General features: G+C 31.7%; 23 protein-coding genes. 10 read left to right on the top strand and 13 right to left on the bottom strand.

Features of this window, described 5'->3' with window-relative positions:
* Positions 1–8 precede the first annotated feature (8 nt).
* Positions 9–575 carry a pseudouridine synthase gene (locus ACFWU4_RS12945; RefSeq protein ID WP_411128546.1) on the top strand — a complete coding sequence of 189 codons (567 nt, stop codon included), beginning with the start codon at positions 9–11 and terminating at the stop codon, positions 573–575.
* Here the strand turns inward: ACFWU4_RS12945 and ACFWU4_RS12940 are convergent.
* Complete coding sequence (locus ACFWU4_RS12940) at positions 565–1299, bottom strand: hypothetical protein (protein WP_411128544.1); 735 nt, start codon at positions 1297–1299, stop codon at positions 565–567. The genes ACFWU4_RS12945 and ACFWU4_RS12940 overlap by 11 nt on opposite strands.
* 99 nt (positions 1300–1398) lie before the next feature.
* Positions 1399–2907 (bottom strand): DEAD/DEAH box helicase, encoded by a 1509-nt coding sequence (locus tag ACFWU4_RS12935; protein ID WP_411128542.1) that lies wholly within the window; start codon positions 2905–2907, stop codon positions 1399–1401.
* A gap of 137 nt (positions 2908–3044) precedes the next feature.
* On the opposite strand from ACFWU4_RS12935, the gene ACFWU4_RS12930 reads away from it, so the two are divergent.
* On the top strand, positions 3045–3620 hold the full coding sequence (locus ACFWU4_RS12930; protein WP_411128540.1) for an ExbD/TolR family protein: 576 nt from the start codon (positions 3045–3047) through the stop codon (positions 3618–3620).
* Here ACFWU4_RS12930 and ACFWU4_RS12925 read toward each other — a convergent pair.
* Both ACFWU4_RS12925 and ACFWU4_RS12920 read right to left on the bottom strand, forming a co-directional pair.
* Complete coding sequence (locus tag ACFWU4_RS12925) at positions 3610–4023, bottom strand: 3D domain-containing protein (protein WP_411128538.1); 414 nt, start codon at positions 4021–4023, stop codon at positions 3610–3612. The two genes, ACFWU4_RS12930 and ACFWU4_RS12925, sit on opposite strands and share 11 nt — an antisense overlap.
* A gap of 372 nt (positions 4024–4395) precedes the next feature.
* The gene (locus ACFWU4_RS12920) at positions 4396–6711 is read right to left on the bottom strand and encodes a T9SS type A sorting domain-containing protein (RefSeq protein WP_411128536.1); all 2316 of its coding nucleotides are present in this window, start codon (positions 6709–6711) and stop codon (positions 4396–4398) included.
* Between the two features lie 209 nt (positions 6712–6920).
* Between ACFWU4_RS12920 and ACFWU4_RS12915 the strand changes: the two genes are divergently transcribed.
* Positions 6921–8189 carry a dipeptidase gene (locus ACFWU4_RS12915; protein ID WP_411128534.1) on the top strand — a complete coding sequence of 423 codons (1269 nt, stop codon included), beginning with the start codon at positions 6921–6923 and terminating at the stop codon, positions 8187–8189.
* On the opposite strand, the gene ACFWU4_RS12910 is transcribed toward ACFWU4_RS12915, so the two are convergent.
* The gene (locus tag ACFWU4_RS12910; RefSeq protein ID WP_411128533.1) at positions 8186–10186 is read right to left on the bottom strand and encodes a thiamine pyrophosphate-dependent enzyme; all 2001 of its coding nucleotides are present in this window, start codon (positions 10184–10186) and stop codon (positions 8186–8188) included. The two genes, ACFWU4_RS12915 and ACFWU4_RS12910, sit on opposite strands and share 4 nt — an antisense overlap.
* 77 nt (positions 10187–10263) lie before the next feature.
* Entirely contained in the window at positions 10264–10677 is a 414-nt protein-coding gene (locus tag ACFWU4_RS12905; protein WP_411128531.1) for a hypothetical protein, read from the bottom strand.
* A gap of 161 nt (positions 10678–10838) precedes the next feature.
* On the opposite strand from ACFWU4_RS12905, the gene ACFWU4_RS12900 reads away from it, so the two are divergent.
* The 5 genes from ACFWU4_RS12900 to ACFWU4_RS12880 are packed head-to-tail and all read left to right on the top strand — an operon-like array spanning position 10839 to position 14825.
* A complete protein-coding gene (locus tag ACFWU4_RS12900) occupies positions 10839–11789 on the top strand; it encodes an isopenicillin N synthase family dioxygenase (protein ID WP_411128529.1) in 951 nt (316 codons plus the stop codon).
* A complete protein-coding gene (locus tag ACFWU4_RS12895; protein WP_411128527.1) occupies positions 11789–12118 on the top strand; it encodes a translation initiation factor in 330 nt (109 codons plus the stop codon). The genes ACFWU4_RS12900 and ACFWU4_RS12895 overlap by 1 nt, the downstream gene beginning before the upstream one ends.
* Positions 12119–12123: 5 nt before the next feature.
* Positions 12124–13065, top strand: a complete 942-nt coding sequence (locus ACFWU4_RS12890; RefSeq protein ID WP_411128525.1) for a DUF1835 domain-containing protein — start codon at positions 12124–12126, stop codon at positions 13063–13065.
* Positions 13055–13927 (top strand): nucleoside phosphorylase, encoded by an 873-nt coding sequence (locus ACFWU4_RS12885; RefSeq protein ID WP_411128523.1) that lies wholly within the window; start codon positions 13055–13057, stop codon positions 13925–13927. Before ACFWU4_RS12890 ends, ACFWU4_RS12885 begins: the two co-directional genes overlap by 11 nt.
* Before the next feature lie 31 nt (positions 13928–13958).
* Positions 13959–14825, top strand: coding sequence for a substrate-binding domain-containing protein (locus tag ACFWU4_RS12880; protein WP_411128521.1), 867 nt, complete (start codon positions 13959–13961; stop codon positions 14823–14825).
* A 342-nt stretch (positions 14826–15167) separates the two neighbouring features.
* Here the strand turns inward: ACFWU4_RS12880 and ACFWU4_RS12875 are convergent, their stop codons facing one another.
* Positions 15168–15848 (bottom strand): uracil-DNA glycosylase, encoded by a 681-nt coding sequence (locus ACFWU4_RS12875; protein ID WP_411128519.1) that lies wholly within the window; start codon positions 15846–15848, stop codon positions 15168–15170.
* A 105-nt stretch (positions 15849–15953) separates the two neighbouring features.
* Here ACFWU4_RS12875 and ACFWU4_RS12870 point away from each other — a divergent pair, with 105 nt between their 5' ends.
* Both ACFWU4_RS12870 and ACFWU4_RS12865 read left to right on the top strand, forming a co-directional pair.
* Positions 15954–18122 carry an endonuclease MutS2 gene (locus tag ACFWU4_RS12870; RefSeq protein WP_411128517.1) on the top strand — a complete coding sequence of 723 codons (2169 nt, stop codon included), beginning with the start codon at positions 15954–15956 and terminating at the stop codon, positions 18120–18122.
* 59 nt (positions 18123–18181) lie between these two features.
* Positions 18182–18604, top strand: coding sequence for a thiol-disulfide oxidoreductase DCC family protein (locus tag ACFWU4_RS12865; protein WP_411128515.1), 423 nt, complete (start codon positions 18182–18184; stop codon positions 18602–18604).
* A 535-nt stretch (positions 18605–19139) separates the two neighbouring features.
* On the opposite strand, the gene ACFWU4_RS12860 is transcribed toward ACFWU4_RS12865, so the two are convergent.
* Genes ACFWU4_RS12860 through gshB form a run of 6 tightly spaced genes read right to left on the bottom strand, consistent with a single transcriptional unit; the run spans position 19140 to position 24685 of the window.
* The gene (locus ACFWU4_RS12860; protein ID WP_411128513.1) at positions 19140–20300 is read right to left on the bottom strand and encodes a flavohemoglobin expression-modulating QEGLA motif protein; all 1161 of its coding nucleotides are present in this window, start codon (positions 20298–20300) and stop codon (positions 19140–19142) included.
* Complete coding sequence (locus ACFWU4_RS12855) at positions 20300–21130, bottom strand: N-formylglutamate amidohydrolase (RefSeq protein ID WP_411128511.1); 831 nt, start codon at positions 21128–21130, stop codon at positions 20300–20302. Before ACFWU4_RS12855 ends, ACFWU4_RS12860 begins: the two co-directional genes overlap by 1 nt.
* Positions 21131–21140: 10 nt before the next feature.
* Positions 21141–22490: a gamma-glutamylcyclotransferase family protein gene (locus ACFWU4_RS12850; RefSeq protein WP_411128509.1), complete on the bottom strand. Its 1350-nt coding sequence runs from the start codon at positions 22488–22490 to the stop codon at positions 21141–21143.
* On the bottom strand, positions 22483–22818 hold the full coding sequence (locus tag ACFWU4_RS12845) for a hypothetical protein (protein WP_411128507.1): 336 nt from the start codon (positions 22816–22818) through the stop codon (positions 22483–22485). The genes ACFWU4_RS12850 and ACFWU4_RS12845 overlap by 8 nt, the downstream gene beginning before the upstream one ends.
* A gap of 1 nt (position 22819) precedes the next feature.
* Positions 22820–23638 (bottom strand): sulfurtransferase, encoded by an 819-nt coding sequence (locus tag ACFWU4_RS12840; RefSeq protein ID WP_411128505.1) that lies wholly within the window; start codon positions 23636–23638, stop codon positions 22820–22822.
* 9 nt (positions 23639–23647) lie between these two features.
* Positions 23648–24685 (bottom strand): glutathione synthase, encoded by a 1038-nt coding sequence (gene gshB / locus ACFWU4_RS12835; protein WP_411128503.1) that lies wholly within the window; start codon positions 24683–24685, stop codon positions 23648–23650.

The raw sequence follows: 24685 nt of genomic DNA, 5'->3' as shown, positions 1-24685 counted from the left end.
AATCTATTTTGAAAACAAAAAACACCTATTTCAAACTTTATAAACCTTATGGCTATTTAAGTCAATTCATTAATAATCAGACTAAACGAAAAAATAAGAAACTCTTAAATGGGTTATATAATTTTCCTGATAAAATAATGGCCGTTGGTAGATTAGACGAAAAATCTGAAGGTTTGTTGCTACTGACTACCGATGGTAAATTTAGCAACCATATTACAAGTTCTAAAATTGAAAAAGAATATCATGTTATGGTAGATGGAATATTAACAGAATTGGATATTCATCAATTACGAGAGGGTGTAAATATTACAGTAAATGGCACAATTTATAAAACTAAAAAATGTAAAGTTTCCCTCCTAATGGATACAAATCACATAATAGATCGTTTTGTAAGAGATGAAAAGCATGGGCCAACGTCTTGGTTCAGTATTACACTAACAGAAGGTAAATTTAGACAAGTACGAAAAATGACTGCTAAAATAGGGTTTCCGACGCTTAGATTAGTTAGAGTTAGAATTGGTAATTATAAATTAAATACCATGACACCTAAAGAGGTGATTGAAATTAATTATTAGAGGCCTCGTCATTTGCAGCTTCTTCAGGAGTCTTTTCTTTAATAATTACTTTTTCATTTTGAAATATAATTATCGCTTTTACACCTGTAAGCAAATTCCATTCTTTAGAAGATATAACTTTGCCTTTATCATCATAAACAACAAATTCTGCTGTATTAGGTCCAGATTCACCTTGATTTAAAGCTTCAATTTTAAGAATATTTTTGCCTTGAGCTAAATTTACTTCAACACGTCTATAATTGCTTCTTAGCAAAAGATTAGGTTGCACAATTGCTCCATTTAGAAATATTCTAACACGATCACCATCAGGATATTCATGATCACGGCAAACTATATTTACAAATTTTGTGTCCACACGATGCTCACCAAGAAACTGATCAGACATTGTTCTAATAACACCACCTTTTTCTAGTTCTTTACTCCAACGCTTTTCAAATATTTCTCCAGGACTTTTAAGCCCATCATCATCAATCATTGAAAAAGGCCTTTTACTTTCTTTAATAATAAATTTCTTTTCTGCCTCACTAGACTTACCACTACTCTTATCATTTACTTTATCTAACTTAGGTGCTACTTTAATCTTTACAGGTATAGAGTCTTTTTTCTTTTTCGAGGGTTCTGCAGGAATTCGGACAGATTTCTTTTCCTTATCGGTCACTTGTGCATACGCACCCGAAACTGACAACAGGAAACATAAAATTAGTATGTATTTTACTATTTTCACTTTATTATTTAGACGTATTTATCTTTACATTCTTGTGGTACAAAAACCATACCTCTTTCAAAATAAACGTATATAAGTCTAATTCCTTACAAAAAAACGTTAAAACTTACCGTTGAAGCTGATACGTAATTTTCTATTATATTCTTCAAACAACCAGTCTTTGTAGTTTTGAGTACTATTCATTATACAATAACAGTATTGCTTAATACGGTAAGCAATTTCATCTTGCAACAGCTTTATTAAGTCCCTTGCATCGAATACATCTTCGCTATTTTCTATACATATTTTAGAGTGCTGTGCTATAGAACGCTCTATAACAGTAAAGGACTTTTTTCCTAAACTAATAACATCTTTATACTCCTCTTTAATATCGAAATCTAGAGATTGGGACTTTTTAAATTTTGCTTTTAGAGCATCTGGCATTATATAAACAAAATCGCGCTCTAAAGATTCATCATCAACAATATTTTCTAAATACAAGTCTGGATATTTAAATATATGTTGCCAGTCCGTAGGCTGACTCCATGGTCCAAAACGCGCAATATTATTTCCTAAATCAATAACCTGAAATGTAGATCTATCTTTATATATACGACTACCACGACCAATCATTTGAAAATATAACGTTAAGGAACGCGTCGCTCTATTTAAAATAATCGATTCTACTGAAGGTTCGTCAAATCCAGTTGTTAGTATACTTACAGAAGATAGAACAGCATCTGGCGTATCCTTAAACCATTTTAGTATATCTTTTCTATCTTGCTTATTAGCAGTATTATCTAAGTGTCTTACATTATAACCTGCCTTTTTAAATGTATAATACACTTCTTTAGAAGTATAAATTCCATTATTAAATATAAGCGTCTTTTTTCCTTTTGCTAATTCTTCATATGCCGCAAGAAGTTTAGTTTGCATAAGGCTATTTGTGTAAAGAGCCTCTGAAGATTTTACAGTATAATCCCCATTTATACCAATCTTTAAAGTAGTTAAGCCGACATCATAATGATATACCTCTGCGCTAGATAAAAATCCGTTTTTAATTAACGTAGAAATATCGTCTCCTACAATTAGCTTGTTGTAGTTATCCTTCATTGGTAGTTTAATATTACTACTAAGAGGAGTTGCGGTAACACCAAGAATAAAGCAATTTTCGAAAAATTTAAATAGCTTCCTAAACGAATTATAGTGCGCCTCATCAATAATTACTAATCCTACGTTCTTAAGTTCAAAATCTTTATCAGTAAGACGATTATTTAAAGTTTCTACCATAGCAACAAAGCACTGATAATCATCTTGATCTGGCAAAGTCTTTACTTTACTATTAATGATCTTATTGTTTACTTTAAAACCAGATAAAACATTAGAGGTTTGTTTACAGAGTTCTATTCTATGAGTTAGAATAACTACCTTCTTTTTGTGCTCTTCAATATAACGTCGCACAATTTCTGAGAAAATAACAGTTTTTCCTCCACCTGTTGGTAGTTGATATAGAAGGTTAAAATCATTAGTTTCTTCCTCCATCACATCAAAAATCCGATTTAGATCTTTGATTTGATAATCGTAAAGTCGTTTCTCCGTTACAGTTTCTTTAATTGCCTCTATTGACATATACTATTTACCTCTGACGTTAATTTTGCAAAAATAGGATATTGTAAGTGTTTCTGAAACGAATTGTTGATAACCTTTAACAAGATTGGTACTGTTATTGTGTTTAAGAAAGTATTAACATTTTAAATAATAATATTATGAAATCATTTAGAAGACATTCTGCGGCGGTCAACGCAGGATCTATGGCAGACATTGCCTTTTTGTTACTAATTTTCTTTTTAGTAACGACCACCATTTCTGCCGATAAAGGCATTTTGAGACAGTTACCTAGCGACTGTCCACCAAATGAAAATTGCACAAAGGATATTCATGAAAACAATGTTCTCAGAATTAATTTAAACAGTAATCAAGAGATTTTTATTGAAGATGAAATTGTGCAGTTAGAAGATATTCAGCTAATTGTAAAAAACTTTGTTGACAATAATTTGGAGTCTAACTGCGATTATTGTGAAGGTGCAAAATCTTTGGAATCTTCAGATCATCCGAATAAAGCAGTGATTTCACTCAGTCATGATGCTATGACCAAGTATTACTTGTTTATTTCGGTGCAGGATGAAATAACCAAGGCTTATTACGAATTAAGAGAGCAGTATACTAAACAAAAGTTTGATAAAACGTTAGATGAAGTTACGAAAGAAGAATTGGTACTTGTAAAAAAAGCGTATCCATTTATTGTTTCAGAAGTAATGATAAAACGAACTATTAAGGAATAGTATCATTAGCAGGAATGCAATATTCAATGTTCAGCTTTTTTTTGCCCCATTTTTTTGCTTTTTTAACATCGACGCCCATATAGATATCAATGCGTTTTTTCCAGCGTCTATTCATCTTATCTTTAACCGTAAAAAGACTATCAAAACCTTCTATTTTGACTTTAGTATTATGTATTAAACCAGAATCTAACAAATCTCTAGATACAGCTATATATAAGTCACCAGGCCTAAGGCTATCACCAAAAGCTGTTATACTAGGATTTGAACTTGTTTGATAAGATAGTGAGTTGTAAGCAGTAGCAGTTACTTCAAAACCTTTAGACAAGCAAGTTACCTCTACCTCTTTTTTACAACAAAATAGTAGAACTATAATTATAAATAGAACTGATATTTTTGTTTTCATAGCACTAAATATAGTCATTATAGTTAAAATTTGTTAAATCATTACTATGTTATACAAAGTACTGTAACAATTGTTTTTTTTGGTCGTCTATATAATGTAATCAATTAAAAACGAACAATCATGAGAACTTTAAACAACAATCAATTATCGGGTACATCTACAGAAACTAAAAGTTATACCTGGAACAGCAAAAGACGTTATAGATAAATAACGCATTCATCAATCATTAAATCAAACAATTATGAGAGCCTTATCAAAAATAGTCAATACATCTAATAGTTTAGATGATGACTTAGAAACAATTAGATAATGAAACTAAAAAAAGCCAATTACATCTACTGTAGTTGGCTTTTTTTCTAAATTATAATTAAACTATTTTTTTACAATCTTTTTCGTTGTTGAAGAAGATTCTATACTTAGTTTTATAAAGTAAATACCGCTTTGTTGTTGTGCCATATTTATAATATTAGAAACATTGGCATCCATTGTACCACTTATAACAAGTTGACCTAGTGTATTATAAATTTTATAGTCTACTGCTTCACCAATATTATTTAATACCACATTTAAGTTATCATTAACTGGATTTGGATATAAACTAATTGCATCGTCTAAATTAAAATCGTGAACACTCAAAAAATTCTTCACGCTAAATAATACAGATTCTGATGAGCCAAAATCTCCATTAGAATCAATTATAAAGTTTCCACTATCATCTTGTAGATCATAATTTCCAGTACCAAATCCACAGCAAATACCATCGTTTTCTTCATCAAAAATGGTAAATGTGTAACAATCGCTAGAAGATGGCACACCAATTATCTCTTGATATGTCGTAGCATTAGCATAAGGATTTGTTGGGCCACTACTTATTATAGCACCAGTACTATTAGCAAGTTGCCATGTTGTCTCTGATCCATAATTATCTGTTAGAATATTAAAAACGATGTTTGACGTAGTATACTCTGATGAAACCTCAAAATTAAAAGAAAAACTATCGTTTGAACTATTCTCATCTGGTACACCATTCGGATTCCTTACGGAAACCGTGAACGTATGACTTCCAGGCGAGAGGTTAGTGTAAACTGGCATAGCAACAACTTCAGACTCATCAGTTAATAAAGAACCTGTCCAATTTACCAAGGTTATAGGTTCTTCATCCAAACTATAACTAACTCCTGCCGCAGTTAATTCTAAATCTCCCCTATTTATTAAGGTCACTTGCGGCGTAAAATCTTCATTACATAAAGCAGAATTATTATTAGGTCCTGCATTTACTGAAGCATCGTTATCGAAAGTACCTAATACTGGAAAAATATCTAACGTTACCGCTCCTGTATTTCCTGGATCTAGCCAATCACTTAATCGAGATGATGCCGAAGTACCAAAAGCCCAAGCAACACCAAAACGACCATAAACGTCAAATCCACCATTATCATTAGTTCCTGCACAAGCAGCACTTCCTCCAGAGAGCATACCAATTAAATGTCCATCTTCATTAAATAAACCAGAACCAGATGATCCGCCTTCGGTTACACCTAAGTCCCAATCAGCGATTCTCCACATTTCTGTTGTTGGATTACCGTTAAAACTCGTTACAAACCGAGTGGCACCATCATCATCTCTGCAAGTTTTTTGAATATCTCCACTCGGATGATGTACACCAAAATTAATTTGTGGAGTTTGTAAGGTCGATCTATTCCATCCAGACCATACAACATCCGGATTTCCATTAAAAAAGCTAGTATCTGTGATCTCAACCAACTCCATGTCAGATTCACTACTTGTAGCTCTAACTATAGAACCACTTACCGTCTGATCAAAAGAGCCACTCGTACTATTAGCATTTGTACCACATGATGGGTTTGGACTTCTCCAATTAAATCTAAATGCCCAACTACCTTCTCCACCGCCACAATGATTTGCCGTTAAAAAGTAAGGTGTACCATCATTATTTGTATTGTTAATTAAAGTGCCAGAGCAAAACCCTGTAGCGCCAGTAACCAACATTCCTGCAGCTTTTTTCACTTCTTCTTTCTTCAAATTTATTTGAAAAGGATCAGATGAAGGCGTAATGTCGCAATCAACATCATGATTACAAGCACCTGAGTCGTTTAAGGCACGTTGAAACGTTTCTGCAGTTCTATAACCATGAACTACGGAACCCACGGTTAATTTGGCTTTGCCTTTAACATTAGCGGGTTGGTAATATTCAATGATAGCATTATTACCTTGCACTAACCATGTTCCTAAAACTTCTTCAGTATTATTATTGTGATGTGTAAACGGTCTTAGTAAATCATTTTTTTCTTTATTATAAACATATAACCTAGACCCTTTTGGTATCCAGAAGCTATCAAAAATAAAGTTTAGTGTGTGGGCACCTTCAGAAGTGTAAGACATTCTCCATATGCGATCTCCGTTATCTAATATAGTCCACTCGCCTACTTCATTAAAATTATGGTCAACATAAATATCATGACCAAAACGCCAAGGTTTAGATTTGTCTTGGTCATTCTTTTTATCCTCCTCTATTAAAGATTCTACATCAAAAGTTTCAAGTATATAAGGTTTAATAGAATTTATCCCTTCTAAAGACCAGCTTGGTGGTTTTATTTCGTCTGGTATTTTTTGTGCAAATGATAACGTTGTAACTAATGCTAAAACGTAAATTAAAAGTGATTTCATAGATTAATTTTTTATTTGATTAATAAACTTAATAATTTCAGACAACACTACAATAACATAAAATTAACATTGCGTTGAGTATCTACTAACTACCTAATTATCCGACAAAGGACATTCAATTTCCTATTTTACTATTGCTTTTTGTTAGTTATGATTTTCTGCATACATTTAATGTAAATTGAAAAATTATGCAGGTTAGAATTGTTTTCATGAATCTTATAATCATAACTCTTATGACAAGTTGTAAAACTGAAACGCAAACAGAAGATCAACTTTTAGTCGATGCAAGAGCAATTCATGAAAAAGTTATAACACTAGATACACATTGCGATATTAATGTGAAGAACTTTACGGACTCCTTAAATTATTCACAACGTTTAGATAACCAAGTTAACCTACCAAAGATGAAAGAAGGTGGTTTAGACGTAGCATGGTTTATTGTTTATACCGGTCAAGATTCATTATCAGAAAATGGATATGCGAAGGCATACGAAAATGCGATGTCTAAATTTAACGCTATACACAAATTAGTTACAGATATTGCACCTAACGCTATTGAATTAGCTCTGAACTCAGATGATGTAAGACGTATTGACGCCAGCGGTAAAAAAGTGGCAATGATTGGCATTGAAAATGGTTACCCAATTGGCTTAGACATAAGTAATGTTGAAAAATTTTATAAACTTGGTGCACGTTACATGTCTTTATCTCATAATGGTCATAGCCAATTATGCGATAGTAATACAGGAGAGCGTGATAGCATTTGGCTACACAATGGTTTAAGCGAACTAGGTAAACAAGTCGTTACAGAAATGAACCGTGTAGGTATGATGATAGATGTGTCTCATCCTTCAAAAGAATCCATGAAACAAATGATAGCATTGAGTAAAGCTCCAATAATAGCATCACATTCTTCCGCTAGAGCACTCTGCGATCATAGTAGAAATTTAGATGACGAGCAATTAATATGGTTAAAAGAAAATGGAGGTGTTGTACAAACGGTGGCTTTTTCTTCGTATTTAAATACCGAAAAACACAATCTCAGAAATAAAGAATTAGAAAATTTAGGCAAGCAAGTAATGGATTCTTTAGGTATTTCAATGCTCGCACGCAGTGAAGCTTCTAAATTACCAGAAATGGAACGTGAAGCCTATTACGAGGCTTACAGCAAAATGAGAACGCTAGTAAAAGAAAAATCTAAAACAATGAAAGATTTACCACCTGGAGTAGATGTCGGTGATTTTGTAAATCATATTGATTATCTAATAGAAAAAATAGGAATAGACCATGTTGGCATAAGTAGTGATTTTGATGGTGGTGGCGGTATCGAAGGCTGGTCCGATACGTCTGAAACGTTTAACGTTACTTTAGAATTGGTAAAACGTGGTTATACTGAAGCAGAAATTGAACAACTTTGGAGTGGTAATCTTTTGAGAGTATTAGACGAAGTAGAGGAAATTTCTAAAAGTTTAAATTAATAATTTACTAATTCTTTTAATGTAGTTTCAAATTTATCTCTAGATAGATATTGATCCTCGAGTTGACCAACAAACGGTATAGGTGTATCCATACTAGCCATACGCTTTACAGGAGCATCTAAATATTGAAAACATTCTTCCATTATCATAGCCGATATATCACTAGCTATACCACCAAACAATGAATCTTCTTGCAGTATTATTGCTCTTCCTGTTTTTTTAACAGAACTAAAAATTGCTTCTTTATCTAAAGGTTGTAAAGATCTTAAATCTATTAAGTCCGCAGAGATCCCAGCATTGTTTTCTAAAGCTTCTAATGCCCAATGTACACCAGCTCCATAAGTAATAATAGTAATAGCTTCTCCTTCTTTCAAAAGAGCAGCTTTACCAAAAGGTAAAGTATAATAGTCTGTAGGCACTTCTTGCCTAATACTTCTATATAATGCTTTATGCTCAAAAAATAAGACAGGGTTAGGGTCATTAATAGCAGTTGCTAATAATCCTTTAGCATCATAGGGAAATGCTGGATATATTACTTTTAAACCTGGTGTTTTTGTAAACCAAGCTTCATTGGTTTGTGAGTGAAAAGGTCCTGCCGCGACACCTGCTCCACATGGCATTCTTACAACTACATCAGCTTGCTGCTCCCATCGGTAATGCGATTTAGCTAAATAGTTGACGATAGGATTAAAACCAGAGGTTGCAAAATCTGCAAATTGCATTTCTACCACAGATTTTAGTCCTGCGATAGATAAACCCATACCTGTCTCAATTATAGCAGATTCACAAATTGGAGTATTTCTAACTCTATCTTTACCGAATTGCTCTACAAAACCTTCAGTGATTTTAAAGACACCACCATATTCGGCAATATCCTGTCCCATAATTACTAAATCATTATGCTTTTCCATGGACTGTTTTAGACTTTCAGAAATAGCATCAACTAACCTCAGTTCTTTGGTGTTACTATTAGGATTAAAATGCTTATAATCAAATGATTTATATACATCATTTAATTCGTTAGTTTCATTGGGAATAATAGCCTCTTCGGCATAAGCGGATTCCAAGGCGCTATCAATCTCTGTCTTTATTTTATCGCTGTATGTCTTATCAATTTCTGTAGTTAAAATCTTCTTACTAAATAGATAACTTCTAAAATTTTCAATTGGATCTTTAGCCTCCCACTCTTTCATTAAACCCTCAGGTACATACTTAGTACCACTCGCCTCTTCATGCCCTCGTCGTCTAAAGGTTTTAAATTCTATTAGAATTGGCCTAGGGCGTTTTCTAATACTCTCTGTGAGTTTCTTAATCTTGGTGTAGGTTTCTATAATATTATTACCGTCGAGAACAAAGGACTCTATACCATAACCCTTACCTCTATCTGCTAAATGTTTGCAGTTATATTGTTCGCTTGTTGGCGTAGATAATCCATATCCGTTATTCTCAATACAGAATATAACTGGTAATTGCCATACTGATGCAACATTTAATGCTTCGTGAAAATCACCTTCACTTGTCCCACCTTCACCTGTAAAAACAGCAGTTACTTGCCCATTTTTCTTTAAAAGATTAGCTAAAGCTATACCATCTGCAACACCTAGTTGTGGTCCTAAATGCGATATCATACCAACAATGTTGTATTCTTGTGTTCCGAAATGGAACGAACGATCCCTCCCTTTAGTAAAGCCACTTGCCTTACCTTGCCATTGACAAAATAAACGATGTAACGGAATTTCGCGTGTTGTAAATACACCAAGGTTTCTATGCATTGGTAATATATATTCGCTAGGTTTTAAAGCCATTGTGACACCAACAGAAATCGCCTCCTGACCAATCCCAGAAAACCATTTAGAAATTTTACCTTGACGCAACAGAATCAACATTTTTTCCTCTATTAAACGAGGCTTAAGCATGTTATAATAAAGCTTTAAAAGTACTTTATCACTCAAGTTGCGCTTATCGTAGTCTATGTTGCATTTGGTTATTGTGGGCATAAGTTCTTGTTTTGTAGTTAACAAATAAAAAGAATAGTAAAATAAGTACTTTGCGATTCCTAATTGGATTATGGTAATTATACTTTATTCTGATTTAGCTTTTTTTTCTTAGCTCTTCGTTTTTTTCGTTCAATTTTTTTTCTTTGTTTCAAATATTTATGATGCGCATTTATTGTAGTATCATCGAAAATTCCATTAATTTCAACTTCATAACCTTCATTTATTAATTTTGTTTGGTATTCTTTGATTTTATTATAAAACTCTTTCGCTTTAGTTATATCTTCTTCTGTCGGGACTTTATCTTTTGGCAGCTTTGCTTCACTCTTTTTATTTTTTTTACAATCAATTTCTTTCCAACCATACTTTTTATCCAAACTAAATTTACGTTCGTAACATTTTCCGTTTTTTGGTTTTTTTGGTAAATCGCGAGTTTGAGCTTTCATTGCAAATGAAAAAACTAATATTAAAGTAACGAGTATTATTTTTTTCATTCAATTAATATTTCATTCAGAAATTATTGATAACATTCAAATGTAAATAAAAATGCTTCAAATAGTATTGTAAGCTCTTTAAATTGTCAATAATTTCGGTTGAATAATTTATGCCAATTTTCGTTACATTTGTATATTGACTATAAATTAAACAATTACCAATGGACAGAATACCTAGCGTTGATTTAAAGGATTTCCTTTCTGACGACCCAAAACGAAAACAAAAATTTATTGATGAAATAGGAAAAGCCTATCAAGATATTGGTTTTGTTGCTTTAAAGGGACATTTTTTAGATGACAAATTAGTAGATAGTCTTTATGGTGAAGTCAAAAACTTTTTCGATTTACCACTAGACACTAAAGAAAGTTACGAAATACCTGGTATTGGCGGACAACGTGGCTATGTTTCATTCGGAAAAGAAAGCGCTAAAGGCAAAAAAGAAGGCGATTTAAAAGAGTTTTGGCATTTTGGTCAATATGTTGAGGATGACGATGAACGCAGAAAAGAATATCCAGAAAATGTAAATGTTACTGAGTTACCCGATTTTAATAAAGTTGGCAAACAGACTTATGCCATGTTAGAAAAAACAGCTAAATATGTATTACGTTCATTAGCATTATATTTAGATTTAGAAGAAACTTATTTCGATAATTATATTCATAATGGCAATTCAATATTAAGACCAATTCACTACCCTCCTATAGTTCAAGAACCAAAAAATGCAGTTAGAGCAGCGGCTCATGGCGATATAAATCTTATTACACTTTTAATGGGAGCGCAAGGTCGCGGTTTACAAGTACAACGGCACGATGGCGAATGGTTAGATGCTATAGCAGAGCCTGACGAGTTAATGATTAATGTTGGAGATATGTTATCGCGTCATACCAATAATAAATTAAAGTCTACAATCCATAGAGTTGTTAATCCACCTCGTGAACTTTGGGGAACTTCACGATATTCAATACCGTTTTTTATGCACCCAATAAGCGAAATGAAATTAGATGTTTTAGATAGTTGTATTGACAAGCAAAACCCAAAACAGTACGAAAATATTACTGCAGGAGAGTTTTTAAATCAGCGACTTATTGAACTTGGTTTGATTAAAAAGTAATGGACTTACAAGATCAACTAAAAAATCTTTTTCCAGATCATAAACTAGATCCTTCTATTAAAGTGGAAAAATCTAAAAGTAATATTTGGCTACAAGAAGAACCAATTCTATGTAAATATGAAAAACGAAAAGGTAAACCAATTACAATCTTAGAAGGGTATAATGGTGCTACAGAAGATTTTAAGAAATTAGCAAAAGAATTAAAGACTAAACTTAGTGTTGGTGGTAGTTTTAAAGATAACAAAATAATTATCCAAGGAGATTACAGAGATAAAATTATGACTATACTAAAAGAAAAAGGATTTAATGTTAAACGTGTTGGTGGTTAATATTTATGACTGAAAAAATTTTACACATAACAAATGGTAATGTGCTTACCGATTATTTAAGAGAACTAGATTTTAATGATGACATATTAACTTGGCAAGAGATGTTGTGCGAAGGACCAACAATACCTGCAATAGATTCTGATGCGTTTTTAGAAATTAGACGTAAGTTTCTTAAAGCGCATTATAATATCGAAGTTAATACCAATGAACTTAAAAGAGAATTAGCTAAACTAGATGATACTGATAAGTATTCTCAGATTAACTTGTGGTTTGAATATGACCTCTTTTGCCATATTAATCTTATTGGTGTGATAAACCTTTTACACCAAAAGGAAATAAAAAAACCAATATACCTTATTTGCAGTGGTCGTGTTGAAGGCGAAAAGAATCTTAAAGGTTTGGCTGAATTAAAACCAGAACAAATAAAAGCGCATTATAGAGATAAAGTTTTGTTAACTAGAGAAGATATTGATTTGTGCATAGCGTTATGGCGAACATATTGCGGCACGGACCATAATATTTTAAAACCATATATTGTTACCAAATCGAACTTTAAGTATATGACCAACTGCTTAAAAGCACATTTAAAACGCTTCCCACATCAAAAAAGTGGCTTAAATGTATTAGAAGATAATATACTTAGATTAATTAGAGATAATGAAATTAAATCTAAACATCATCTTTTGGGATATAGTCTAAATTACCAAGGGTATTACGGCTTTGGAGACACACAAATGAAGCGGATTATAGATAAGATTTCTATATTTTTTGACGAGTCGGAAACTGAAATCAAACTCAATCGAAAAGGTCATGAAGCATTATTAAGACAACATAATTTTGCTTCAGAAATTAAAAACAACATGGTTTATGGAGGTTTACAACGTTTAGAATATCAGTTTAGTGTAGAAGAAAACAAACTCATTAAAACAGTTTTGAATGTCAATTAAAGACTCTGAATTAATATTAAATCCGGACGGAAGTGTATACCATCTTAACCTTAAACCAGAGGATATTTCAGACACTATAATATTTGTTGGAGATCAAGATAGAGTAGAAAAAATAACTCAGCATTTTGATAGTGTAGATTTTACTACCCAAAAACGTGAATTTAAAACGCAAACGGGATATTATAAAGACAGTAGAATAACTGTTATATCTACTGGCATAGGGCCTGATAATATTGATATTGTCTTAAATGAACTTGATGCATTGGTAAATATTGACCTAAAAACACGTCAACCAAAAACAAATCTTACAAGCCTAAATATTATACGTATAGGTACTTCTGGATCATTGCAAGCAGATATCCCTGTAGATTCTTTTTTAATCAGCACACACGGCTTAGATGTTAATGGTATGCTCCATTTTTATCAAATAAATGGTATAAGTAATCCAGAAATCGAAGACGCTTTTATTAATCATACCGACTGGGACAAAAATAAAGCGAGACCAATCGTTATAAACAATAGTAAATATTTAGAAAAATATTTTGAGAGCAGTAAAATGTTTAAAGGAATGACTGGCACAGCTGGTGGTTTCTATGGGCCACAAGGCAGAGTCTTACGACTTCCTTTACATGACCCAAACTTAAATATGAAACTTGATAATTTCAGTTATAAAGATTTTAGGATTACGAATTTTGAGATGGAAACCTCTGTTATATATGGGCTTTCTAAATTATTAGGACATGAAGCACTGTCATTAAATGCTATCATAGCAAATAGAGCTACAGGAGATTTTAGTAAAAATCCAAAGAAAACTGTTAATAGGTTAATTGAATACGCTCTCGAGCGTATTGTAAATATTTAGTAAAAAAGGTACTCAATTAAGTTAAGCATAAATGAGAAAAGTAAATATAGGAGGTGTGCCAGAGCACTTTAATTTAGCTTGGTATTTAACCTTAAAAAATGGTGAATATAAAACGGAAGGGCTTAATCTAAGATGGCACGACTATTATGGCGGTACAGGAGCTATGTGCAAAGGATTAAGATCTGGTGACATTGATATAGCTGTTATACTTACTGAAGGGATTATTAAAGATATCATTGCTGGTAATCCTTCTAAAATTGTACAAACATTTGTTCGGTCTCCTTTAGTATGGGGAATTCATGTCGCAGCAGATTCAAAGTTTAAAAGTATAGAAGACATAAAGGGAACTAGAGCTGCGATTAGCAGATACGGTTCAGGCTCGCACCTTATGGCATATATCAATGCAAAAAAAAATGGTTGGGATTTAGATAAAGATTTAAATTTTGAAGTTATAAGAAATTTAGAAGGTGCAATAGAAGGTTTAACTAATGGTGAAGCGGACTATTTTATGTGGGAAAAATTTACCACTAAGCCTTTAGTAGACGATGGCATATTTAGACGCATAGATGACTGTCCTTCTCCTTGGCCCTGTTTTGTAATAGCAGTAAGAGAAGAATTTATTCAAAATAATGAGGATGATTTACAAACTATTCTAGACATTATTAATGAAACCACTTCAGAATTTAAGTCTATACCAAGTATAGATAGAACTATAGCAAATCGTTATGAACAAGAATTAGCAGACGTGCAAGAATGGCTTTCTCTTACAACTTGGTCTCAAGGACTTATTGATTCAAAAACAATTGAAAATGTTCAAGATCAGCTTTTTAACTTAAATATTATACCAAAAAAAGTTCCTTATTCTGACCTAATCCACGAACTAAAGCCTTCATTTTAGCACCTAAAAAGTCTTAATTTTTATAAAATATAGACATATTTGCTAATATAAAATTTATTTATAATGATTATAAATAACACCTAAAAGCCTTTAATCATCGACAAAAAACACTGTTTACATGTACTATATTTGTAAGTAAATTTAGATGAAATTGTTTATAACTTTCAGTATTTCAATTTTTTAGTTACATTTGACACACCAAATTGACACTTATGATTTTAACTATTACTCTAATTTTATCTTTCTTAATTGCAGTTAACTTTTTACTATTAATATTCAGTTGTAATAAGTCTAACAAGAAAGTTAATAACATCAGACCGTACATTATTAGAAATAAACGACCTACCGCTTCTTTGGTTCCCAATCAATTTCAGATTCGCCGTCTTGCAGCAACTGGAAGTTAGTTTTACTAAAATGCTTATTTCCAAACCAATATCCCCTATTTGCACTTAGCGGAGAAGGATGACCTGTTTCTAGTACAGTATGATTGTCGGTATTTATTAATTTCTTTTTCTTTTTAGCAAATCCTCCCCAAAGTAAAAAGATGATATTCTGATTTTTACTACTAATTAATTTTATTACTGCATCTGTAAATTGTTCCCATCCTTTTTTTTGATGGCTACCTGCTTCATTTGCTCTAACAGTTAATGTCGCATTTAAAAGTAACACTCCTTGACTGGCCCAATATTCTAAATTTCCATTTTCTGGATAACTTATCCCTAAATCATTTTCAATTTCTTTAAATATATTTTTTAAAGATGGTGGGTGGTTAACACCAGTGTTTACAGAAAAGCTTAAACCATTGGCTTGGCCTAAGCCATGATAAGGATCTTGACCAATAATAACTACTTTCACAGATTCAAAAGGACAATAATTAAAAGCATTAAAAATTTGCGATCCCTTCGGAAAACAGGTATAATTTTGATATTCAGTCTTTACAAATTCTATTAAATTTTTAAAATAAGGCTTGTCAAATTCTTTTTGTAAATAAGGCTTCCAACTTTTATGTATCTCAACATTCATTTAATAAAATTTTAATCAAAAATAAGTATAACAAAATGAATTTACAGTATTAGGCATATCACAACAATTACCCTAAATTTGCATTCCTTAAATTTTAATATCACAGTGATACGTATTCATGAAAAAACTTTAAAAGACCTTGAGTTTTTTACAGTTTTAGAACAAATTAGTGAACATACCATTACAGCTCTTGGAAAAGAAGCTGCACTAGCTATACTTCCATTTGAATCTGTTGAAATATTAAAACAAGAATTAGGATATGTCAACGAATACCTTTCCTCTTACGATAATGATAATAGAATTCCCAATCACGGTTTCGACTCTATTTCTAAAGAACTAAAGCTTTTAAAAATTGAAAACACCTACTTAGAAGTCAAAAGTTTTCAGCGGTTAGTAAGTACATCGATTACCGTTAATACTATTTTAAAATTTCTAGATAAGTTTAAGGAATACTACCCAAAACTTTATCAATATAGTCAACATATAGAGCTTAATACGACTATTATTGAGCAAGTTGATGGTGTTGTGAATAGATTTGGTGATATTAAAGATGATGCTTCTCCTCTACTATCAGAATTACGTCGATCAATTAACAAACTAAAAGTTAAGATAAACACAAGTTTCTCTTCTGCTTTAAATACATACCACAACCTCGATTATTTAGATGACATCAGAGAATCTGTTGTTGAGAATAAGCGTGTTCTTGCTGTAAAAGCCATGTATCGTAAAAAAGTTAGAGGAGCTATAATGGGTGGCAGTAAAACTGGCAGTATAGTTTACATCGAGCCCGAAACAACATTACAATACTCTAGAGAATTAAACAACCTAGAGTACGAAGAGAAAGAGGAAGTTGTAAAAATATTAAAAGAGTTAACAGATTATATTCGTTTATTTTTACCACTACTTAATAAGTATCAAAATTTCCTAACAAATATTGACCTTATTTGTGCAAAAGCGAAGTACGCTAAAAGTATGAACGCTATTTTACCAGAAATTTCAGATAAACGAGATATGTATTTTAGGGATGCTTACCATCCGATATTATACCTCACTAATAAAGAAAAGAAAGAAATCACTTTTCCTCAAACTATTGGCTTAAATGAAGACAGTAGAATTATCGTTATTTCTGGACCAAATGCTGGAGGCAAAAGCATTACACTAAAAACAGTGGGTCTTTTACAGACCATGATACAAAGCGGAATTCTAATTCCTGTGCATGAACGCAGTAAAGTATGCCTGTTCGATCGTATTCTAAGCGATATAGGTGATAATCAATCCATAGAAAATCACCTCAGTACTTATAGTTATCGTTTAAAACAGATGAATTATTTCCTAAAAAAATGCAACAAAAACACTCTATTTTTAATTGATGAGTTTGGCACTGGTAGTGATCCAGAACTCGGTGGTGCTTTAGCGGAAACTTTTCTAGAGGTATTTTACGATAGAAAAGCTTTTGGTATCATTACTACACACTACTCTAACTTAAAACTATTAGCGAACGAGTTACCTCATATCCAAAATGCGAATATGCTTTTTAATGAAAGAACTTTAGAGCCTATGTATAAATTAGTTGTAGGCCAGGCTGGCAGTTCATTCACATTCGAAGTCGCACAAAAAAATGGAATTCCATATAGCTTGATTAATAAATCTAAGAAGAAAATTGAACGCGGAAAAATACGCTTTGATGCAACTATCGCTAAACTTCAAAAAGAACGTAGCAAGTTAGAACGGACTGAACGCGCACTAAAAGAAAATGAAAAAAAGAAATTATCTGAAGCAGATAAACTAGAAGAAGTAAATGCAAAAGTTCAGAAAAAACTTGAAAGCTTTCAAGAACTGTACGATTCTAACCAAAGGCTTATATATTTAGGTCAAAAAGTTAATGATATTTCAGAAAAGTACTTTGAAAATAAAAAGAAACGCGAACTAATGGCCGAGTTGTTTAAACTTGTTCAAATAGAAAACTCTAAACGCAAAAAAGTTTCTGCAAAACAGAAACGAGCTGAAAAGCACAAAGAAAGACAAGTAAAACAAGAAGCTGAAAAAAAGGTTGAAGTTATCCGTAAAAAGAAAAAGGCGGCAAAGCAAAAAGCCAAACCAATAGAAAAACCTAAACCTATATTAAAAGTGGGAGATCGGGTTAGAATGCATGATGGAAGGGCTGTTGGCAGTATAGATTCAATTGAAAAAAATAAAGCTAACGTCAATTATGGGATGTTTACAACAAACGTTAGTTTAGACTTGCTAGAATTAGTTGAAGCAAAGAAAAAGTAAGTACTAATTTGCTGTTAACAAGCTAGTGAAATTACTTCCCTAGTCTGTATCTTTGTACTGTGATACAGAATATACCCAAAGACAAGCAATTAATATTATTCGATGGAGTTTGCAACCTTTGCAACAGCAGTGTCTTGTACGTTATAAAACGAGACAATAAAAACAAGTTTTTATTTGCTCCACTTCAAAGCACAATTGGTAAATCAATTATTAATGAGTTTAATATTGATATTGTAAAAACAGATTCTATTATACTTTATAAGCCAAAAGAACGAAAGATTTATGACAAATCTACAGCGGCACTTTTTATAGCAAAGTCTTTAAATTTCCCTACTAATTTAATGGCTGTATTTTTTATTGTACCGAATTTTATTAGAAATTGGGTGTACAACTTTATTGCGAAAAACCGCTACAAATGGTATGGTAAAAAAGAATCTTGTATGATACCTACTCCGGAATTAAAATCTAAATTTATAGAATAGAAAAAGCCTTTTAGCATCCACTCTAAAAGGCTTTTTGAAATTAACAACTTACTTAAAACTAATTTAATCTAAACAAAATTTCAATTCTTGTTTGAGGGTTGTAATGAATTGGTTAATAGCACATTATTTTGTTATTACAAATGTATACATCTTTATTATCTCAATAGAAAATACTCGATATAGAGCACTATATAATTGTTAAATTTTAATTAGGTGTAAAAATCATCTATAAGATGCAACTTATTATAATTAATGCGATTGACTCATTCAAAAGGCTAGTTAACTAGCCAGAAGTAACAATACACTAAATTTTGGTGTTATAAATTAGATTTGCGACCTAACTTAGCTCTAAGCTTATTTTAAGTTAATGGTTTTTAAGCTTAGTAATGTAGTAAGCCTCAAAGCGAGATATTGTTAGTTCGACCCTTATTTCAGTTAGTAAGGAAATAGTCGGATTCTATTAAGAATTAGGTCTAGCTTCTTAATGGTGTCAATGAAATTGATAGACTGAAATATTTAGCTTTGAGGTTTTTAATTACTTCAAACTCTTTAAAATAAAATCTAAATTTGGATTACTATTATTGTTTTTGATATAGGCATCTGTAAAATACTTTGGCTCTACAGCTAATCCTAAATCTTGAAGTTTTTTTATAGTAGAAACATATTCCATAGTCACTTTACCCGTAAGTAGAACTCCTAAATCTTCGTCATTTTTTGCATACTTATATACGTTTTTTAAACCACTTAAATATAAATGATCTTTAGTAAATCCGCCTCCTCTATGCACGCGCAAAGTAATTCCAAAAGCCTTGTCTCTATTTAGCTTATGTTGACCATTCAAAAGGTTAAATGTGTCAGAAAAATTATAACCTTTATTTAGACTATCTACTGCAATAACTCTAAAAGCAAGTTCTTTTAAACGCTCTATTGTAAGACAACCACTCATAAATTCTGAATACACAGCCAATCCTTCTTGAGTTTCAACATTATTAGGGAGACCGTTAGAAAACACCTTTAAAGGCTGACTTAAGCCGTTAAAAGTCGTTACCATATGCACACCAATCTCATGGTTTGTTAATACTTTTAGCTGGTTTAAACTGTATTTATGGCTTTTACGTAAAACTAAAGTCTGCGTATTATTTAATACCATTGCTGCAGCAGAAAGGTTATTTGAAATTTTTATGTTATAATTAAAATCATACCGTTTAGAGAAATCATCAAAATATGCCTTTGCCTCTTCGGCAGAATACATAGGTAGCATTTCTTCATTAAATTCTGAATCATCAAAACGTAGAATGAATTTGGCATTTTCAATATCCTTCTCCGTAGGTGTTCCAAAACTCTTAAGACTATTGAAATAAAATTTTCGTCCTTGTCCTATTGTTTCTATACATTCTATTAAACCAGAATACTCATATATAATATCTTCATATAATTGTCTAATCTCATTATCTTCTATACGTTCTAAACGTTGAGAGAAAAACAAACGATGTAATTTGTATCCATTAAATTTCATTTTAGGATACTTAAATTGTGGTTGGTAATTATATTTTGAAGAATAAAATTTCTTTTTCTCAGATGCTATATTCAGTGGGTTAATATAATTAAGGAGCTCAATATTTCTAACCAATCGATTTAGGTTGGCATCTATATCAAATAAATCTTGAAACGCTTCTTTAGTTCTTATTATGGACATTATGTTTTAAACTTCTTATAAAATTCGTCGGCATGCTTAGGCAAAAGTGTCTGTAATTGTTGTTCTACAGCTGTAACTACTTCGGGATAAATAATCTGTTTATATTCATCGCAATAGACTTTTGCAATTTCGGTTGCCAAAACTAATGTATTCTTAAAGTTTTTAGTAATATATTTTAAGAAATTACCTTTTCCGAAAAAGGTATTATTTATAGCAGCAGTTTGTTTAATATCATTTGGGAATTTAATGCTAGTTAAAGTCCTGCGCCATTCTTCTATCATATCACCATATTTTTCAATATCAATATTTGTAGTACCTAAATTCCATGTAGGCACCTCCCTGTCCCATCGCTGCCAATTATAACTATGAATATCATAAACTATACAAACCCCAAACTTTTCTTCTAGTTTAGAAATTAAAGCATTTACAACCTTATAAAAGTTTGCATGCTTTAGTAAACTTTTCTCTTTTTCTGATTCTGCTAGAGGTTCTTTCCAGAGTTGTTTTCCCCAAGCGGTTTCAAAGACAGCTTCTTCTGAAGGGCGATTTAAATCATATTCAAAACGTGAATCACATCCAGCTATTACAATAGGATGGGATATAATCATATTCTTGGTTTCAGGATCCTCCTCGTACCATCTATCGTATTCAGAATGTAAACAATTATTCCAAAGCTCTTTTCTAAACTGGTTGCCATTATGAATAGCACTACAAGCGTAATGTACATATGCATCTAATTTAATTGTAAATGAATAATCTTCTGATACTGCATGAAAGACTTCTTCATTCTCGATTTTGCTAACAATTTCTTGTATAGATAATTTAAGCATGAATAAAAATTTAGTTTTTGAAACTCTTTAAAAACTTAATATAATTATCTGGTAATTTATGGTGTTCTGCACCAGAAATCATCGTAGTAATATATTCTTCAGATGGTTTAAATTCACCTTTTTGTGGATTAGATATATAAACTAAGCATTCTAAATACTGCTTGTGATTATCATTATTCTCTTCATCTAAAACAACAACATTCATCATTTTTTGTTTGTAAGCATTACCTTCTTCTTCAATACTATCAAGCTTCTTTTTATCTTTTAAATTTATCAGATATACAACACCATATACTTTTTTTTCTTCTTTATAAATAATACTTGAGACACCACCTTTTCGAGATGTACCTTCTCTATTAAATACTAATTCATAGTCATCAATATATCCGTTAGAGATTTTTTTAGCAGATTTACAACGATTGTTAACCATTTGTTCTACGTTCATGTTAGAGCCAAAAGCGAAATAAAGTATACTTTCTGTCATATGCAAATCGAAATTATCTGCATCAATTTTTATCGTCAGCTTATCATCAATCTCTTTCTTCATATAGGATAGCACATTCCCGCATAGTTGCCTGTTCCCTCTGATAAAAATAGATAAGCCAGCAATATTAGTTGTTGTTGTACCAATATTACTTTTAGTACTGTACATAAATTCTGTTATATTATCTATATCATCTTCTTCATCAATAGTGCATACAGAAGCTATACTATCCGACTTTACAATATTTGTTTTTAAGTGTAAACCAAATCGTTTTGGAAATTCTATTACTAGGCTTTTAAGATCTTCATTCCATTTATCACTTATATTAGGTTCAGTTTGTAGTCTAACTATATTTAATTCAGGGTTGTTTTGTAAAGCCTTTCTTTGAGTTTCAATAAAATCACGAGCAATTTTTAATTTATCTGTATTATCATTGTCTTCCGGAAATTCAAACCCCTCACCAGTCATAAAGACATTGTGCTTTGCATTTAAAATTTTTTCATTGAAGTATTTATAAAAGTCCTCGTTAAAGGCTTTGTTATTTCTATCTATGATTTTATAATTTTTATTGTCATTGAATTCTTGAATTATGCTATCTAGTTTATTGTCAATATCTTTATTCTCTAACTTATTTGCTAGTAAATCAACTTTATTTTCAATGATTTCATTTTTATCATCTAGTCCGAAAAATCGTTGCACAACAAAATAAATTACACCTGCACCAAAAAACTCTGTAGCAAGATTAATTAATACTGATTTTACATCATTATTATCTTTAAATATAGTCAGAGCAATAACAGAAAATAAAACTGATATTGATACAATAAATGAATAAACAGCTAACTCGTGTTTCCTTAATAATTTTTTATCAGGCATCTTTAATGATTTTAGTTAAAAATATCATCATATTTTGCTCTAAGGAATTAAACTCACCATCAGAGAAAAACAAGACTTCAATATCTGCTAGTAATATATTAATATCGTCTTTATCATAGCCATGTTGACGTAAACTTGTCATAATCTTTTGAATGCCTTGATAATCGTTGTCATTATCAAATTCATCATGGATTTCTTGAAAAGTCTGCATATCTACTTTAGAAATAATAATATTTCTTTCATGATTATCTTCTTTAAAATCTGAATGTGCGGCAAACAATAATATATAAGCTACAAGTTCGTCTCTTGTCCAGTCGATTGTTTTCATACTAATTTGTTAGGGTTCCATATTCTGTCCATGACCCATCATAGACTATTAAATCTTTGTATTCACAAACAGTTGCTCCTAATGCTAAAATGCAAGCTGTAATTCCAGAGCCACAACTAAATACAACTTTATTATTTTCAAGCTTTAAATTATTAAAAAATACTTGCAGTTCAGACTTAGGTTTCATTAAATTATCATTTAATAATTCAGTGTATGGCAAATTTAAAGAATTAGGAATTGTGCCACGCCTTAGACCCTCTCTAGGTTCATCGACTTGGCACGTAAATCTTGCTTCTGATCGCGCATCAATTATTAAGACGTTATTATCTTTTGAAAATAAATTAACTCCTTCAAAATTTGTCATTAAGCTCGGATTAAAATTAGCTACAAAATCACCTTCGGAAAATTCAAAATTATCATAGGTATTAATACGATGTCCTTTATTCTTCCATTCTGGCAAACCGCCATTTAGAACAGCAATATTTGTAAATCCGAACACTTTAAATAACCACCAACATCTTGCACTAGAATAAATTCCTTTATCATCGTAGACTATAATTACAGAATTCTTTTGAATACCGAGTTTTCTAGCTTCTTGCTGAAATTGATCAGCACTAGGCAATGTACTAGGAAAAGATGATTCTGTGTCACTAAACTTTTTCTTAATATCAAAAAATCGAGCTTTCGGAATTCTTACTGAATGCTCATCAATTTGTTTATTAATTGTGGCGTCTAAAACAATTAAATTCTCAGCTTCAAGATTTGTATGTAACCATACTGCTGAAACTAAGGGAGATGAGATGTGAGTTATAACTGGCATACTAATCTATTATGCCTCCTCTACTGCTTTTCGTAATCTGGTACGTCTATCAAAAGCTTGTAACTGATCTAAAACCTTACTCTCAAGGAAATCAATGACTTTCTCCTCCACTTTCGTTTTACTCTTATAGACTTTATTAATATATGTAATACCACCGGGAGACATAACATTGACTTCTACTAATTTTCCACCGATAACGTCTATACCTACAAAATAGAGGCCGTCCTTGACTAGCTTAGGTCCTATTTGCTTACATAATGCTTTCTCAGCCTTCGTTAAAGCGTGCTTTTGTACACTTCCACCAGCAGATACATTAGAGCGGTGATCGTCATTACCAGGAACACGCTTCATTGCACCAACAGGTTCACCATTTAATAATAAAATTCTAACATCTCCTTGATCTGCTCCTTCAATATAATCTTGAAGAATAACGTAATTAGAATCTCCTTCACCAGCACTGATATAAAAATCTAATAATGAGTTAATATTGCTCATGGCAGATTTCTCAATGAGAATAACACCAGAGCCACCAAAGCCGTTTAATGGCTTTAATATCATTTTATCAGCTTTAGATTCTTTGATCTGCTTTATTAAATAGTTTTTATTTTTTGAAACATGTGTATTTGGTATGATATTACTATGAGCATCACCAAAAGCAGCAGTATAAAGCTTATTATTCGCCTCACGCATACCCTGAAGTGAATTTACTATAAATACATCGTCCTTAACTGAATCTAAAAAATTGAGCATTATTGGATCTAAAGGTGGGTTTGCTCTAAAGAAAATAGCGTCAAAACCAGCTAATGGTAGCATTTCTTCACGTAATTTAGCCTTATTGTAAAAAGACTTTAAACTCGATGGCACTTTTTCCATCCTACCAATGACATTACAAAACGCATTTGTTACGCTATCTCTTATAGTAAGGTTTGCCGGACTGCAAATAGCTACACCATGACCTCTTTTGGCACATTCTTTAATTAAAGCTAAACTGGTATCATTTTCTGGGTCAATCTCTTCCCATGGATACATTATAAAGCAAACATTCAT

This window comes from Winogradskyella sp. PE311 (genome assembly GCF_046545555.1).
Classification (GTDB): domain Bacteria; phylum Bacteroidota; class Bacteroidia; order Flavobacteriales; family Flavobacteriaceae; genus Winogradskyella.
This window is presented reverse-complemented; position numbering and strand designations above follow the sequence as displayed.

What these genes read in the sequence shown, in the direction of transcription:
- ACFWU4_RS12935 (WP_411128542.1), bottom strand. Translation starts at nt 2,907, where the DNA reads ATGTCAATAGAGGCAATTAAAGAAACTGTAACGGAGAAACGACTTTAC.
- ACFWU4_RS12930 (WP_411128540.1), top strand. Translation starts at nt 3,045, where the DNA reads ATGAAATCATTTAGAAGACATTCTGCGGCGGTCAACGCAGGATCTATG.
- ACFWU4_RS12925 (WP_411128538.1), bottom strand. Translation starts at nt 4,023, where the DNA reads ATGAAAACAAAAATATCAGTTCTATTTATAATTATAGTTCTACTATTT.
- ACFWU4_RS12920 (WP_411128536.1), bottom strand. Translation starts at nt 6,711, where the DNA reads ATGAAATCACTTTTAATTTACGTTTTAGCATTAGTTACAACGTTATCA.
- ACFWU4_RS12915 (WP_411128534.1), top strand. Translation starts at nt 6,921, where the DNA reads ATGAATCTTATAATCATAACTCTTATGACAAGTTGTAAAACTGAAACG.
- ACFWU4_RS12910 (WP_411128533.1), bottom strand. Translation starts at nt 10,186, where the DNA reads ATGCCCACAATAACCAAATGCAACATAGACTACGATAAGCGCAACTTG.
- ACFWU4_RS12905 (WP_411128531.1), bottom strand. Translation starts at nt 10,677, where the DNA reads ATGAAAAAAATAATACTCGTTACTTTAATATTAGTTTTTTCATTTGCA.
- ACFWU4_RS12900 (WP_411128529.1), top strand. Translation starts at nt 10,839, where the DNA reads ATGGACAGAATACCTAGCGTTGATTTAAAGGATTTCCTTTCTGACGAC.
- ACFWU4_RS12895 (WP_411128527.1), top strand. Translation starts at nt 11,789, where the DNA reads ATGGACTTACAAGATCAACTAAAAAATCTTTTTCCAGATCATAAACTA.
- ACFWU4_RS12890 (WP_411128525.1), top strand. Translation starts at nt 12,124, where the DNA reads ATGACTGAAAAAATTTTACACATAACAAATGGTAATGTGCTTACCGAT.
- ACFWU4_RS12885 (WP_411128523.1), top strand. Translation starts at nt 13,055, where the DNA reads ATGTCAATTAAAGACTCTGAATTAATATTAAATCCGGACGGAAGTGTA.
- ACFWU4_RS12880 (WP_411128521.1), top strand. Translation starts at nt 13,959, where the DNA reads ATGAGAAAAGTAAATATAGGAGGTGTGCCAGAGCACTTTAATTTAGCT.
- ACFWU4_RS12875 (WP_411128519.1), bottom strand. Translation starts at nt 15,848, where the DNA reads ATGAATGTTGAGATACATAAAAGTTGGAAGCCTTATTTACAAAAAGAA.
- ACFWU4_RS12860 (WP_411128513.1), bottom strand. Translation starts at nt 20,300, where the DNA reads ATGTCCATAATAAGAACTAAAGAAGCGTTTCAAGATTTATTTGATATA.
- ACFWU4_RS12855 (WP_411128511.1), bottom strand. Translation starts at nt 21,130, where the DNA reads ATGCTTAAATTATCTATACAAGAAATTGTTAGCAAAATCGAGAATGAA.
- ACFWU4_RS12850 (WP_411128509.1), bottom strand. Translation starts at nt 22,490, where the DNA reads ATGCCTGATAAAAAATTATTAAGGAAACACGAGTTAGCTGTTTATTCA.
- ACFWU4_RS12845 (WP_411128507.1), bottom strand. Translation starts at nt 22,818, where the DNA reads ATGAAAACAATCGACTGGACAAGAGACGAACTTGTAGCTTATATATTA.
- ACFWU4_RS12840 (WP_411128505.1), bottom strand. Translation starts at nt 23,638, where the DNA reads ATGCCAGTTATAACTCACATCTCATCTCCCTTAGTTTCAGCAGTATGG.
- gshB (WP_411128503.1), bottom strand. Translation starts at nt 24,685, where the DNA reads ATGAATGTTTGCTTTATAATGTATCCATGGGAAGAGATTGACCCAGAA.